The organism is Streptomyces sp. NPDC021622 (genome assembly GCF_040640795.1).
GTDB lineage: Bacteria > Actinomycetota > Actinomycetes > Streptomycetales > Streptomycetaceae > Streptomyces.
Genome location: NZ_JBFACK010000010.1, coordinates 15,122 through 28,798, shown reverse-complemented (window position 1 = coordinate 28,798; position 13,677 = coordinate 15,122). Strand labels below are relative to the sequence as shown.

The window sequence follows — 13,677 nt, the reverse complement described above, 5'->3', positions numbered from 1 at the left end:
GGCTTGTTTTTGGGATACCCGTTTCTTGCGGGTTCCCCAGGGAGAAGTCTCGTTTTCCGGCGTCGCTCCCGATGCCGCAGTCCGTACGTTCTGTCGTCATCGACAGGCCCCGGAGTCCGTGCCCTATGAGGCAGGAGGACCCGGTGGCCACCGCAGCCGCAGCGAACGACCACGAGCGCATCGCCATGCGCCGCGCGATCGCGCTCGCCGCTCTCGGACTCGGTTCCACCAGCCCCAATCCGGTCGTCGGCTGCGTCATCATCAACGCCTCGGGCCGGACCGTCGGCGAGGGCCATCACCAGCGCGCGGGCGGCCCGCACGCCGAGGTCCACGCCCTGCGCGCGGCCGGTGAGAAGGCCCGCGGCGCGACCGCCCTGGTCACCCTCGAACCCTGCAACCACACCGGACGCACAGGGCCCTGCGCCCAGGCGCTCATCGACGCCGGGATCGCCCGCGTCGTCTACGCGGTCGGCGACCCGAACCCCACCGCGACCGGCGGCGCGCAGCGACTGCGCAGCGCCGGAATCGACGTGGAATCGGGCCTGTTGGAGGACGAGGCCGCCGCGGGGAACGCCGCCTGGCTGACTTCTGTGCGGCTCGGCCGCCCCTACGTCACCTGGAAGTACGCCGCGACACTCGACGGCCGCATCGCCGCCGCCGACGGCACGAGCCGCTGGATCACCTCCGCCGAGGCCCGCGCCGACGTGCACCGGCTGCGCGCCGAGTGCGACGCGGTCGTGGTCGGCTCCGGCACCCAGCGCGCCGACGACCCGCACCTCGCCGTACGGGGCGTCGAGGGCGCGGTGCAGCCGCTGCGCGTCGTCGTCGACACCAACGCCACCGCTGTCACGCCCGGAGCCCGCGTCCTGGACGACGCCGCGCCCACGCTCGTCGCGGTCGCCGATGACGCGGCCACCGAACTGGAAGCACTTGAAGCCGAAACGGTGCGACTCCCGCGCGCGGAGGGCGGGTTGGACATCCAAACCCTCCTCGCCGAGCTCCACGCGCGCGGGGTGCGATCCGTACTCCTCGAAGGCGGGCCGACGCTCGCCGGAGCGTTCGTCGCCGCGGGCGCCGTCGACCGCGTCGTCGGCTATCTCGCCCCCGTGCTGCTCGGCGCGGGCCCCGCCGTCCTGGCCGGCGGCGGAATCACGACCATCACCGATGCGTTGCGCCTCGACGTGAGCGAGAGCGTCCGCATCGGCCCCGATCTGCGCATCACCGCCACCCTTGCAGCGAAGGAGCACTGAGTGTTCACCGGAATCGTCGAAGAGCTGGGCGAGATCACCGCCGTCGAGAAGCTGGCCGACGCCTCGCGCTTCCGCCTCCGTGGCCCCGTCGTCACCGAAGGCGCGAAGCACGGCGACTCCATCGCGGTCAACGGCGTCTGTCTGACGGTCGTGGAGCACGAGGGCGACGAGTTCACCGCCGATGTGATGGCCGAGACGCTCGACCGCTCCAGCCTCGGCGCGCTCGCGGTCGGCTCGCGGGTCAACCTGGAGCGGCCCACGGCCGTCGGCGACCGCCTCGGCGGGCACATCGTGCAGGGGCATGTGGACGGCACAGGCGAGATCGTCGAGCGCAAGCCGTCCGAGAACTGGGAGATCGTCAAGGTCTCGCTCCCCGCAGGACTCGCCCGCTACGTGGTGGAGAAGGGCTCCATCACGGTGGACGGCGTGAGCCTGACCGTCGTCGACGCGGGACCCGACTACTTCACCATCAGCCTCATCCCCACCACCCTCGCGCTGACCACGCTCGGCATCAAGCAGCCCGGCGACCCGGTCAACCTCGAGGTCGACGTCATCGCGAAGTACGTCGAGCGGATGCTCGGCGACCGCGCCGCCGCTCCGGCTCCCGCTCAGGAGGCCACGCAGTGAACTGGCTCAACTCCGAAGCCTTCACGGCCTTCGGGCAGCATGTGATCTGGTCCGACATGGTGGGCAACACCGTCGGCCTGATCGCCCTCGCCCTCGGCTGGCGGCGCTCCATATGGACCTGGCCCGCCCAGTTCCTGTCCGGCGTCATCCTCGTCGCCGCGTACGCGTCCGCGCAGCTCTCCGGCGGCGTCGGCAAGCAACTGCTCGTCATCGGCGTCGCCCTGTGGGGCTGGCGGCTGTGGACCAACGGCAAGCAGCAGGCGCAGGACGGCTCCATCGCCGTCCGGTTCGCGACCTGGAAGGAGCGCGGCGTGCTGCTCGGCGGCACCGCCGCCGGCACCCTCGCGGTCGGCGCCCTGTTCTCCGCCGTACCCGATCTGTCCTGGAACCCCTGGCCCGACGCCTACATCTTCGTCGGCACGCTCGCCGCGATGGTCGCCCAGGCGCGCGGTCTCGTCGAGTTCTGGTTCGCCTGGCTGCTGGTCGACGTGGTCGGCGTGCCGCTCGCGTTCAGCAGCGGCCTCGCCTTCTCCGGCCTTGTGTACGTCATCTACCTCGCCCTCGTCCTGTGGGGCCTGCGCGACTGGTGGCTGCGGTCGCGCACTGTGTCCTCGGAGTCCTCGCAGCCCGTCATGGAAGGAGCCCCGGCATGACTGCGGCACCTGTTTGGTACAGCACGGGTCACGAGGAAGACGCCTCGGACCTCGCCCTCGACCCCGTAGAGGCGGCCATCCGCGACATCGCCGCCGGACGGCCCGTCGTGGTCGTCGACGACGAGGACCGGGAGAACGAGGGCGACCTCGTCATCGCCGCCGAGAAGGCGACCCCCGAGATCATCGCCTTCATGATGAGCGAGTGCCGCGGCCTGATCTGCGCGCCCATGGAGGGCGACGAGCTGGACCGTCTCCAGCTCCCGCAGATGGTCGAGAACAACACCGAGTCGATGCGGACGGCCTTCACCGTCTCCGTCGACGCCGGCGCCGCGCACGGCGTCACCACCGGCATCTCCGCCGCCGACCGCGCCACCACGCTCCAGATGCTCGCGGCCGGCGCCTTCGAGCCCACCGACTTCGTGCGCCCCGGCCACATCTTCCCGCTGCGCGCCAAGTCCGGCGGCGTCCTGGCGCGCAACGGCCACACCGAGGCCGCGGTCGACCTGGCCCGGCTCGCGGGCCTGCGCCCCGCCGGGGCCATCGTCGAGATCGCGGGCGAGGACGGCACGATGCTCCGCCTGCCGGAGCTGATCCCGTTCGCCCGCAAGCACGGCCTGACGATCATCTCCATCGAGGACCTGATCGCCTACCGCCGCTCCTCCGAGCCGACGGTCCGCCGCGAGGCCGAGGTCCACCTGCCCACCGCGTTCGGCGAGTTCACGGCGTACGGCTACCGCTCCACCGTCGACGGCGTGGAGCACGTCGCCCTGGTGCACGGCGACATCGGCAAGGGCGACGACGTCCTGGTCCGCATCCACTCCGAGTGCCTGACCGGCGACGTCTTCCACTCGCTGCGCTGCGACTGCGGCCCCCAGCTGGAGGCGTCCATGCGGCGCATCACGGAGGAGGGACGCGGCGTCGTGGTCTATCTCCGCGGCCACGAGGGGCGCGGCATCGGTCTGCTCTCCAAGCTGCGCGCGTACGAACTCCAGGAGCGCGGCAGCGACACCCTGGACGCCAACCTGGAGCTCGGCCTGCCCGCCGACGCCAGGGACTACGGCGCCGGCGCCCGCATCCTCGACGACCTCGGCGTCCGCAGCCTGCGCCTGATGACCAACAACCCCGACAAGACCGACGCGGTCGTCCGGCACGGCCTGAAGGTCACCGGACGCGAGCCCATGGCGGTCCACGCGGGCGAGCACAACCTCCGCTACCTGCGCACCAAGCGGGACCGGATGGGGCACGACCTGCCCGGGCTCGACACGCCCGAGGTGTCGGCCTGCGGCAACCAGTAAGTACTGACGCAAGAAACCCCGTACAAGAACCAGGAGAAGCGCGTGAGCGGCAAGGGTGCACCCGAACTGAGCGTGAAGAACTGCGGCGACCTGCGGGTCGCGGTGATCGCCGCGCAGTGGCACGAGAAGGTCATGGACGGCCTCGTCGACGGCGCGCTGCGCGCCCTGCACGAGCTCGGCATCGACGAGCCGACCGTCCTGCGCGTGCCCGGCAGCTTCGAGCTGCCGGTCGTCGCCAAGGTCCTCGCGGGCCGCGGCTACGACGCGATCGTGGCGCTCGGCGTCGTCATCCGCGGCGGCACCCCGCACTTCGAGTATGTGTGCCAGGGCGTCACCCAGGGCCTGACCCAGGTCAGCATCGACACCGGGGTGCCCGTCGGCTTCGGCGTGCTGACCTGTGACACCGAGGAGCAGGCCCTGGACCGCGCGGGCATCGAGGGCTCCCGCGAGGACAAGGGGCACGAAGCGGTCACCGCGGCCGTCGCCACGGCGACGACGCTGCGTTCCGTCTCCGAGCCCTGGCGGTGAACGGGCCGAGGAGCCGCGTAAAGTAAGCGACATCATGTCCAAGAAGACTTTCGAGGAGCTCTTCGCCGAGCTCCAGCACAAGGCCGCCAACGGCGACCCCGCAACCTCCCGCACCGCCGAGCTGGTCGACAAGGGCGTCCATGCCATCGGCAAGAAGGTCGTCGAGGAGGCCGCCGAAGTCTGGATGGCCGCCGAGCACGAGGGCAAGGAAGCCGCCGCCGAGGAGATCTCGCAGCTCCTGTACCACGTGCAGGTGATGATGGTCGCCCGCGGCATCTCGCTCGACGACGTGTACGCCCATCTCTGAGCCGTACGCCCAAGCCCGACCCGACTCCCCTTAACGCAAAGGAATACCGCCTCATGCTGCGCATCGCCGTCCCCAACAAGGGTTCACTGTCCGGACCTGCGTCGGCGATGCTCCATGAGGCCGGATACCAGCAGCGCAAGGAGTCCAAGGAGCTCGTCCTCGTCGACCCCGAGAACGAGGTCGAGTTCTTCTACCTGCGGCCCAAGGACATCGCGATCTACGTCGCGACCGGCAGGCTCGACATCGGCATCACCGGCCAGGACCTCCTGGTCGACTCCGGTGCCGACGCCGAGCCGATCCTGCCGCTCGGCTTCGCCCGCTCCACCTTCCGGTTCGCCGCGAAGCCGGGCACGGCGACCGTCATCGAGGACCTCGCCGGCAAGACCGTCGCGACCTCGTACGAGGGAATCGTCGCCAAGCACCTCGCGGACAGCGGCGTGGCCGCCTCCGTCGTGCACCTGGACGGCGCCGTCGAGACCGCGATCGAACTGGGCGTCGCCCAGGTCATCGCGGACGTCGTGGAGACCGGCACCTCGCTGCGGAACGCGGGCCTCGAGGTCTTCGGCGAGCCGATCATGAAGTCCGAGGCGGTCGTCATCCGGCGCACCGGCGCGGACGGCGACGACCCGAAGGTGCAGCAGTTCCTGCGCCGCCTGCAGGGCGTCCTGGTCGCCAGGTCGTACGTGATGATGGACTACGACTGCCGCGCCGAGCACCTGGAGCGGGCCGTCGCCCTCACCCCCGGTCTTGAGTCGCCGACGGTCTCGCCGCTGCACAACGAGGGCTGGGTGGCCGTGCGCTCCATGGTCCCGGCCAAGGAGGCGCAGCGTGTCATGGACGACCTGTACGCCCTCGGGGCGCGCGCGATCCTGACCACGGCCATCCACGCCTGCCGCCTCTGATGACCCGGCAGGAGACCCCGGCCATGCCCGACCAGACCGACCTTCCCGCCCTTCCCGTCACCTTCCGGCCCGGCCGGACGCGGGCCGTCCTGCTCAGTGCGGGAGCCGCGATCCTCGTGGTCCTCACGGTGATCGCCCTGCTCATCCCGGGCCTCAGCCCGGGGGAGCGGACCAGCTTCATCTTCACCGGCGCCCTGCTCTTCGGCGTGCTCGCGCTCCTGAGCAGGCCGAAGGTCGTCGCCGACGAGTCGGGCGTGACCGTCGTCAACATCGCCACCAGCAGGCGCCTCGCCTGGGCCGAGATCGTCCAGGTCAACCTGCGGCCCGGCGACCCGTGGGTGTTCCTCAACCTCAGCGACGGCACGAGCCTGCCCGCGATGGGCATCCAGCCCGGCATCGCCAAGGCACAGGCCATCGCCGACGCCCGTGCCCTGCGCGCCCTCGCCGACGCACGCACCCCGCAGGGCTGACGCTTCGGGCCGGGTCTTGATTAATCTGGTGGCGGGGCACGCCCGGTGTGCCGCCCCGCCCCTGACGGGCCCGCCCGGCCCCCAGGGGCTCCTGCTACCCGAGGAGTGACTCCCTCCGGCGATGGACGGTTCGTCCTGTAGTACATGCGCCGCCCCCTCCCGACATACCGGGACTGGTCTGACCAGGGAGGCGGCGGCATGACGACTTCCCTGCTGCTCCTCGGGGCGGCATTTCTGCTGATTCTCGCCAACGGCTTCTTCGTGGCCGCCGAGTTCGGGCTCGTCACCGTCGAGCGCCCGGACGCGGAGAAGGCCGCCGCCGACGGCGACCGACGGGCCCGTACGGTCGTCGCCGCCCTCAAGGAGCTGTCCTTCCAGCTCTCCGGCACCCAGCTCGGCATCACCATCACCTCGCTCGTGGTCGGCATGCTCGCCGAGCCGGCGCTCGCGCATCTGTTCGCGGGTCCGTTCACGGCGACCGGCCTTCCGGAAGGCGCCGTACCGGGCGTCTCCGTAGTGGTCGGCATGCTGCTCGCGTCCGCCGTGCAGATGGTGATCGGCGAGCTCGTCCCGAAGAACTGGGCGGTGTCGCGGCCGCTGCAGGTCGCGCGCTTCGTCGCGGGCCCGCAGCATGTCTTCGCGCGGCTCTTCAGGCCCGTGATCTCCCTCCTGAACGCCGTCGCCAACCGGATCGTGCGGGTGTTCGGCGTGGAGCCCGCCGACGAGCTGGCCTCGGCCCGCACCCCCGGCGAGCTGGTCTCCCTGGCCCGGCACTCGGCGCAGGCGGGCACCCTCGAACAGGACACCGCGGACCTGTTCGTACGGACCCTCTCCCTCGGCGAGCTGACCGCGCAGCACGTGATGACGCCGCGCGTGAAGGTCTGCGCGCTGCAGACGTCGGCGACCGCCCAGGACGTGGTGAACCTGACCCGCGCCACGGGACTCTCGCGCTTCCCCGTCTACCGCGAGCGGATCGACGAGATCGTCGGCATGGTGCATCTCAAGGACGCCCTCGCGGTCCCGGCGCACGAGCGGCTGCGGACGCCCGCGGGCCGTATCGCGCAGGTACCGCTCCAGGTCCCGGAGACGCTGCCCGTGCAGCAGCTTCTCGAGCAGCTGCGCAGTGAGCAGCCGATAGCCGTCGTCGTCGACGAGTACGGCGGCACGGCCGGTGTGGTCACCCTGGAGGACATCGTCGAGGAGCTCGTCGGCGAGGTCCGCGACGAGCACGACGTGCACGATCTGCCCGAACTCGCGGCGGCACCGGCGGAGGACGGCCGTCCCGCCTGGGACGCCGACGGCAGCTGCCGCGTCGACACGCTCCAGCGGATAGGGCTCGACGTCCCCGAGGGGCCGTACGAGACCGTGGCCGGCCTCGTCGCCGATCTGCTCGGCCGCATCCCCGCCCCCGGAGACCGGGCCGAACTTCCCGGCTGGCGGCTCGCGGTGCGCCAGGTCGATCACTACCGCGCGGAGCGGGTACGCCTCGTACGGACCGGGGACATCAGCGGTACCCCACAGGCACAGGTCGCGGAGGCCGTCCGATGAGCGTGCTCCAACTCCTGTTCGCCCTGCTCCTGGTGCTCGCGAACGGCTTCTTCGTGGGGGCCGAGTTCGCGCTCGTCTCCGTACGCCGCAGCCAGATCGAGCCGCTGAACACCAAGCGGGCCCGCCAGGTCCTCTACGGCCTCGAACATCTGCCGCAGATGATGGCCGCCGCGCAGTTCGGCATCACCGTCTGCTCGCTGACGCTCGGCGCGGTCGCCGAACCGACCGTCGCGCATCTCCTGGAGCCCGTCTTCGAAGCGGCGCACATCCCCGAGGGGATCATCCATCCGCTCGGGTACGCCATCGCGCTCGCCGTCGTCGTCTTCCTCCACCTCGTCATCGGCGAGATGGTCCCGAAGAACCTCGCGATGGCGGCCCCGGAGAAGACCGCCCTGTGGTTCAGCCCCGGCCTTGTCGCCTTCGCCCGGCTGTGCCGGCCGGTCACGGTGGCACTCGGGGCGTGCGCCAGGCTCGTACTGAAGCTCTTCCGGGTCGAGCCCAAGGACGAGGTCGAGGCGGTCTTCACCAGCGAGCAGCTCAACCGGCTCGTCGGCGACTCCGGCCAGGCCGGACTGCTCGAACCCGAGGAGCAGGAGCGCCTCGAGGACGCCCTGGAGCTTGGCTCGCGCCCGGTGACGGACGTCCTGCTCGACCGGGCGTCCCTGGTCACCGTGGGCGCCTCGGTCACCCCGAGCCAGGTCATCGAGCTCACCGGGCGCACCGGCTACTCCCGCTTCCCGGTCTGCGCGGAGAACGGCGCCTTCATGGGTTACCTGCACGTGAAGGACGTACTGGATCTGACGGACGGCGCGGAGACGGACCGGGCGGTGCCTCAGCAGGTCTGGCGCCCCATGACGACCCTGCGCGCCGAACTCCCGCTGGACGACGCCCTGACGGTGATGCGCCGCGCCGCCACACATCTGGCGCAGGTGGCCGACGCGTCGGGCAAGGTGCTCGGCCTTGTCGCACTGGAGGATGTGCTCGAGCTCCTGGTCGGCGAGGTCCGTGACCCGGCGCACCGGGTGTCGGTGCCCCGCAGGCCCCAGGAGGTGCGGGACGGCGCCCTGGTCGGCTGAGCCTCGTGGTCACATTCGGGGCGGATCCTGCGGCCCCCGCCCCGAAAGCACCTCTCCGTACGCCTGCATGAGGTCCGGAAGGCGCAGTGTCGACAAGTCGTCACGGTCCGGTTCTCCGGGATAGCCGGACAGCCGCAGGTCGCGGTAGGCGCAGCTCTTCTCGTAGAGCGTGCGCAGGAAGCGGCCGTTGCCCAGCTCGTCGATCCAGGACTGGTCGACGACATGGCCGCTGATGGAGCGCAGCTCGTCCAAGGCCTCCTCGTCCCACACGTCGCCGTTGTCGGCGGCGAGGACCTCGCCGATGGCGGTGAGCTCCAGAGGGCGGTACGAGGGGAAGTCGACCCGCGTCGTGAAGCGGGACGAGAGGCCGGGGTTGGCGGCGAGCAGTCGGTCCATGCCCTCCGGGTAGCCGGCCAGGATCACGACCAGGTGGTCGCGGTTGTCCTCGGCGCGCTTGAGGAGGACCTGCAGGGCCTCGTCGCCGTACGCGTCGCCCTTGCCGTAGCCCGAGTTGGAGAGCGAGTACGCCTCGTCCACGAAGAGGACGCCGCCGATCGCCGAGTCGATCAGTTCGTTGGCCTTCACGGCGGTCTGGCCCAGATACTCGCCGACCAGGTCCGCGCGCTGCGCCTCCACCAGGTGGTCGCCGCCGAGCAGCCCGAGCGCGTAGAACGCCCTCCCCAGAATGCGGGCCACCGTGGTCTTGCCGGTGCCCGAGGGGCCCGAGAAGACGAAGTGTCGTTTCGGCGGCTGTACGGGCAGCCCCTGTGCGGCCCGCAGGCGCGCCATGTTCAGCTGCGCCGACAGCGCTTTGACCTGGCGCTTCACCGGCTCCAGGCCGACCATCCGCTCCAGCTCGGCGAGGGCCGCCTCCAGGAGCGCGGGGTCCGTCGGGCCCGGCGGCAGCTGTGGCAGCCCCGGCTGGACCGGGATCACGGCCTTCTCGCGCACCGCGTCGGTCTCGGACGGGCCGCCGCCGGGCGGCAGTTCGGGCTCGGTGACCTTCAGGTCGCGGCCTTCCGTGCCGACGAAGAGCGGATCGATGCCGTCCGGGGCGTCCATCACGTCCTGCCCGAAGCCGGAAAGGGCGATCGACGCCAGGTCGGTGACCTCGTCGTACCCGTCGCCCTCGGCGATCGCCGCGAGCCGCGCCGAGGTGTCCATGAACGCCGGGTCCACCCGGTGCACCGCCCGGTACAGCGGCAGCGCCGCCGCCGAGCGGCCGGTGCCCTCGTGGGCGCGGGCCAGCCAGTAGCGCAGCTCCTTGCGCTGCGGCTGCTCGCTGCGGCAGCGCATCAGGGCGGCGGACAGGAGCGGCTCGGCCTGCCCGTACATCTCCAGGCGTACGCGGGCCATTCCGCCGAAGAGGCCGGCCTCGATGCCCAGCATGGCGTCGTCGATGAGCGAGTCCGTGTGCCGGACCAACTGCTCCCAGTCCTTGACCAGATAGGACCGGCAGGCGTGCAGAAAGCGCACCTGCGGATCGGCGTCGACCGGTGGCAGGCCCGCCAACGCCCGGTCCAGTTCCGGGACATGGCGCCCGTCGAGCCAGTGCGAGGCGTGCGCGAGGAGTAGATCGCGTGTGCTCTCCAGGACGGGCTGCACCCACCAGCCGAGCCAGTACCAGGAGTTGAGCGTGCGCCCGTGCCGGGCGCGCTGCTCACCGAACCGGTCCCGGTGCTGGAACATCCGTAGTAATGCCGTCGTCGTGTCGATGCGCAGCGCGTGCAGTCCGAGCCAGCCGTCGGCCATCCCCGGATCCATGCGCACCGCTGCCCGGAACTCCTCCTCCGCCTGTGGGTAGGCGCCCATCGTGTAGGCGTCGACGCCCCTGATCCAGGCGAGGTCGGCCGGGGCGGGTGAGCCCTGCGTGCCGAAGTCCATCACGTCCCCCACAAACCGTGCCCCCGTTTACCGCCAGGCCGGTGCCCGTCGGCAACTTCGCTGAACCGCCGTGCTGCGGACGGGAGTTGTCTCGGTGCGCGGAGCAGCCGTCCGTAAGCCGCACCGAAAGGCATCGTACCTGCGGGGGAGTGCTCGGCCGTAGGGTGCCGCAGCGCGGGATCAGCCAGGTCGGGCCGGGTGAGGCGGCACGCGGCCGTCACCGAGTGTGAGCGAATGGCGGCTCGGAGCGCCCGGAATCCAGGCGAGGGGGCAGAACGAAGCCCCCGATCACGGGGGAACAACCGGGGGCTTCGCGTCTGCGGGCGGCCCCGAAAGGCCGCACATTCAGAACGTAAGTCCTGTAAGGGCCCTCGGTCAAGCGGAGTTGAGGCACTCATGGAAACTCGGCCGAACTTCCGGAAGTGACTTTCCGGAGGTTCAGTGCACCGCGGACGGCCCTTCACCGTGCGTGACGATTTGGCTCTGCACTGCGGTCTCATCGGGCCCCGTGAGCACCTCATATCCCTCGCGGCACTGTCGTACCAAAGAGTGCGCGAAGGGCCTTGAGGGGTCTTCGGAGAAGTGCCGGCGCTCCGCGGGTTCCCACCCGTCCCAGAAGTCACTCTGCTCCGCTCCGTCACGGTGGCGCCCCCGTTCCCACGCCTCTTCCCGGGGCAGCTCCATCCACAGGAGCCTCGCCAGGAACGGGCGCAGCGCGCGCCTGCCCGCGCCGACACCTTCGAGGATGACCACGGGCGCGGGCGGCAGGGTGCGGGTCTCGGGGCCGAAGCGGCGCGCGTGCCAGTCGTACGTCTCGTAGCGCGCGTGCTCACCGCGCGAGAGCGGCACGATCACCTGCCGCCGCAGCCGCTCCGTCCACCCGAAGAGCTCGTCGTGGCTCGCTATGTCGTCCAGGCGCACCACGGGGGCGCCGTCCAGCGCTTCGGCCAGGCGCAGGGCGAAGGTCGACTTGCCGGAGCCGGCGTGTCCGTCGACGCCGACGAGGCGGACGGGGCCGCAGGAGGGCGGCAGGCGCCGCAGGGTGTCGGCGACCTGGGACAGGGGTGTGGCGTGTGCGGTCATCGCTCACCAGCGTACGGGGGCGGAGCTCGCTGATCGGCGGGCACGGAATGTTCCGCTCCGCGCGCCGTGCCTGCTCACGCCAGTGGTCGAGGCCAATATTGGTGGCAGCGGTGGTCCCCGAAGCGCTGGCAGAAGTCGGCGTGCAGCAGCCATAGTTGGCCTACCGCGTGTACCTGACCTGCCCCTTCCGGATCCGTCCGGAACCCACGTCGACTGGGGGTCCCGCCATGGACCGAGCTGATGACATGTCCCGCAGAACCGTCCTCGCCGCGGCCGCCGCACTGGCCGCCGTCACCGCAGGCACCGGCACCGCGCTGGCCGCGGGCGGCACGCCCGCGGCGCCGCGGGCGCAGCGGCCGGTGAGCAACCGCTTCTGGACGTCGTACGCGGACTGGAGCGCCGGCACCGCGAAGGGCACCCGTGCCGTCGCCGGGGCCCGTCCCGCCGTGGAGATCGCCAAGGCCGCGGGCCGCACCGACTACGCCGATCCGCACACCGGCACGACCGCCACCTGGGAGTACGCCCAGTGGACCTCGCCGGTGCACCGTCCCACCGTCCCCGCCACGGAGGTCGTCGCCTCCTGGAACGCCCGTACGCCCGTCGGCACCTGGCTCCAGGTGGAGCTGCAGGGAACGTACTCGGACGGCAAGAAGACCCCTTGGTACGTCCTGGGGCGCTGGACCTCGGGTGACGACGACAAGAAGGACATCCGCCGCACCTCGGTCGACGACCAGAGCGACGGCAAGTCCAGCATCTGGACGGACACCTTCTCCATCGACGACACGACGACGGGCCTGCGGCTCGCCTCCTACCGGCTGCGGCTGACGCTGTACCGCAAGCCGGGCGCCACGGTGACGCCCGCCGTGTGGCGGCTCGGCGCGATGGCGTCCGCCGTCCCCGACCGCTTCACGGTGCCGGCGTCGAAGCCGGGCCTGGCCAAGGAGCTGACGGTCCCGCGCTACTCGCAGGAGATCCACGTCGGGCAGTACCCGGAGTACGACAACGGCGGCGAGGCCTGGTGCAGCCCCACCTCATCGCAGATGATCATAGAGTTCTGGGGCCGCAAGCCGACCGCGGACGACCTCGCCTGGGTCGACCCCTCCTACGCCGACCCGCAGGTGTGCCACGCGGCCCGCTACACCTTCGACTACCAGTACGCGGGCTGCGGCAACTGGCCCTTCAACGCGGCCTACGCGTCGACGTACAAGGACCTCCAGGGCGTCGTCACGCGCCTCGACTCGCTCACCGAACTGGAGTCGCTGATCGCCGCGGGCATCCCGGTCATAACGTCCCAGTCGTTCCTCAGGGAGGAGCTGACCGGCGCCGGTTACGGCACGGCGGGTCACCTCATGACGGTGATCGGCTTCACGGCGGACGGCGACGTGATCGCCAACGACCCGGCGTCACCGACCAATCCGGCGGTGCGCCGGATCTACAAGCGGCGTGAGTGGGAGAACATCTGGCTCAGGACCAAGCGCTACAACGCCACCGGCAAGGTCGTCTCCGGCACGGGAGGCGTCTGCTATCTGTACTTCCCGACGAAGCTCTCCGCCGCCCAGAAGTCCGCGCTTGCGGCCGTGGGCATCCGCTGACGGCGTGACGAGGGGGCCCCACCCGAAGCCGGGTGGGGCCCCCTCGTGCGCGGGATCAGTTCAGCGGCGCCGAAGTGGCGTAGTAGAACGTCATCTTGGGCCAGCCGCGGGACATGGCGATCTCGTTGAAGGCGTCCACGATCTCCATCGGGGTGATCTGCTTCGCGGCGGGCGCGTTCTCGACGTTGAGCTTGAACGAGAATTGCATCATCGCGTCGATGTCGCCGATGCTGACGTCGCCCGCGAACTCGGTTCCGTTCGCGACGTTGGCGTCCGACGACTGGGCGGCGTCCGCCTGGGCCGCCGCGGCCGGCTCGCCCTCGGCGGCGCGCGCCGACCCGGCTCCCGCCAGGGCGGCACCCGCCGCCGCGCTGCCCGAATAGCCCAGTAGGGCACGTCTGGATACTCCGGTCATGGTCCCCTCCTCATACACACTGATCTCCCCCCTGGAGATCAACTGTG

At 71.0% G+C, this 13,677-nt stretch carries 14 protein-coding genes; 11 read left to right on the top strand and 3 right to left on the bottom strand.

All coding sequences use genetic code 11. The features are described from left to right. The first annotated feature begins 125 nt into the window (after positions 1 to 125). From ribD to AB0G47_RS20620, 10 genes are all read left to right on the top strand, one after another. Positions 126 to 1,250, top strand: a complete 1,125-nt coding sequence (gene ribD, locus AB0G47_RS20665) for a bifunctional diaminohydroxyphosphoribosylaminopyrimidine deaminase/5-amino-6-(5-phosphoribosylamino)uracil reductase RibD (RefSeq protein WP_360771780.1) — start codon at positions 126 to 128, stop codon at positions 1,248 to 1,250. After that, the gene (locus AB0G47_RS20660) at positions 1,251 to 1,877 is read left to right on the top strand and encodes a riboflavin synthase (RefSeq protein WP_360771778.1); all 627 of its coding nucleotides are present in this window, start codon (positions 1,251 to 1,253) and stop codon (positions 1,875 to 1,877) included. 56 nt (positions 1,878 to 1,933) lie between these two features. Next, a complete protein-coding gene (locus AB0G47_RS20655; RefSeq protein ID WP_360772410.1) occupies positions 1,934 to 2,530 on the top strand; it encodes a nicotinamide mononucleotide transporter family protein in 597 nt (198 codons plus the stop codon). Further along, complete coding sequence (locus AB0G47_RS20650; RefSeq protein ID WP_360771775.1) at positions 2,527 to 3,825, top strand: bifunctional 3,4-dihydroxy-2-butanone-4-phosphate synthase/GTP cyclohydrolase II; 1,299 nt, start codon at positions 2,527 to 2,529, stop codon at positions 3,823 to 3,825. Before AB0G47_RS20655 ends, AB0G47_RS20650 begins: the two co-directional genes overlap by 4 nt. A gap of 42 nt (positions 3,826 to 3,867) precedes the next feature. Next, a complete protein-coding gene (ribH, locus tag AB0G47_RS20645; protein ID WP_266869063.1) occupies positions 3,868 to 4,353 on the top strand; it encodes a 6,7-dimethyl-8-ribityllumazine synthase in 486 nt (161 codons plus the stop codon). A gap of 34 nt (positions 4,354 to 4,387) precedes the next feature. Then, positions 4,388 to 4,660, top strand: coding sequence for a phosphoribosyl-ATP diphosphatase (locus tag AB0G47_RS20640; RefSeq protein WP_135330016.1), 273 nt, complete (start codon positions 4,388 to 4,390; stop codon positions 4,658 to 4,660). Between the two features lie 53 nt (positions 4,661 to 4,713). After that, positions 4,714 to 5,562, top strand: coding sequence for an ATP phosphoribosyltransferase (hisG, locus tag AB0G47_RS20635; RefSeq protein ID WP_360771772.1), 849 nt, complete (start codon positions 4,714 to 4,716; stop codon positions 5,560 to 5,562). Positions 5,563 to 5,585: 23 nt separating this feature from the next. After that, positions 5,586 to 6,032, top strand: coding sequence for a PH domain-containing protein (locus AB0G47_RS20630; RefSeq protein WP_360771769.1), 447 nt, complete (start codon positions 5,586 to 5,588; stop codon positions 6,030 to 6,032). A gap of 198 nt (positions 6,033 to 6,230) precedes the next feature. Next, positions 6,231 to 7,580, top strand: a complete 1,350-nt coding sequence (locus AB0G47_RS20625) for a hemolysin family protein (protein WP_360771767.1) — start codon at positions 6,231 to 6,233, stop codon at positions 7,578 to 7,580. Beyond that, a complete protein-coding gene (locus AB0G47_RS20620) occupies positions 7,577 to 8,656 on the top strand; it encodes a hemolysin family protein (protein WP_360771764.1) in 1,080 nt (359 codons plus the stop codon). The genes AB0G47_RS20625 and AB0G47_RS20620 overlap by 4 nt, the downstream gene beginning before the upstream one ends. Positions 8,657 to 8,665: 9 nt before the next feature. Here AB0G47_RS20620 and AB0G47_RS20615 read toward each other — a convergent pair whose 3' ends face one another. Next, positions 8,666 to 10,540, bottom strand: a complete 1,875-nt coding sequence (locus AB0G47_RS20615) for an AAA family ATPase (RefSeq protein ID WP_360771761.1) — start codon at positions 10,538 to 10,540, stop codon at positions 8,666 to 8,668. A gap of 438 nt (positions 10,541 to 10,978) precedes the next feature. Beyond that, positions 10,979 to 11,623 carry a hypothetical protein gene (locus tag AB0G47_RS20610; protein WP_360771759.1) on the bottom strand — a complete coding sequence of 215 codons (645 nt, stop codon included), beginning with the start codon at positions 11,621 to 11,623 and terminating at the stop codon, positions 10,979 to 10,981. A 227-nt stretch (positions 11,624 to 11,850) separates the two neighbouring features. Here AB0G47_RS20610 and AB0G47_RS20605 point away from each other — a divergent pair, with 227 nt between their 5' ends. Next, complete coding sequence (locus AB0G47_RS20605; RefSeq protein WP_360771756.1) at positions 11,851 to 13,215, top strand: peptidase C39 family protein; 1,365 nt, start codon at positions 11,851 to 11,853, stop codon at positions 13,213 to 13,215. 55 nt (positions 13,216 to 13,270) lie between these two features. Here AB0G47_RS20605 and AB0G47_RS20600 read toward each other — a convergent pair whose 3' ends face one another. After that, positions 13,271 to 13,630, bottom strand: a complete 360-nt coding sequence (locus AB0G47_RS20600; RefSeq protein WP_360771754.1) for a hypothetical protein — start codon at positions 13,628 to 13,630, stop codon at positions 13,271 to 13,273. Positions 13,631 to 13,677 lie beyond the last annotated feature (47 nt).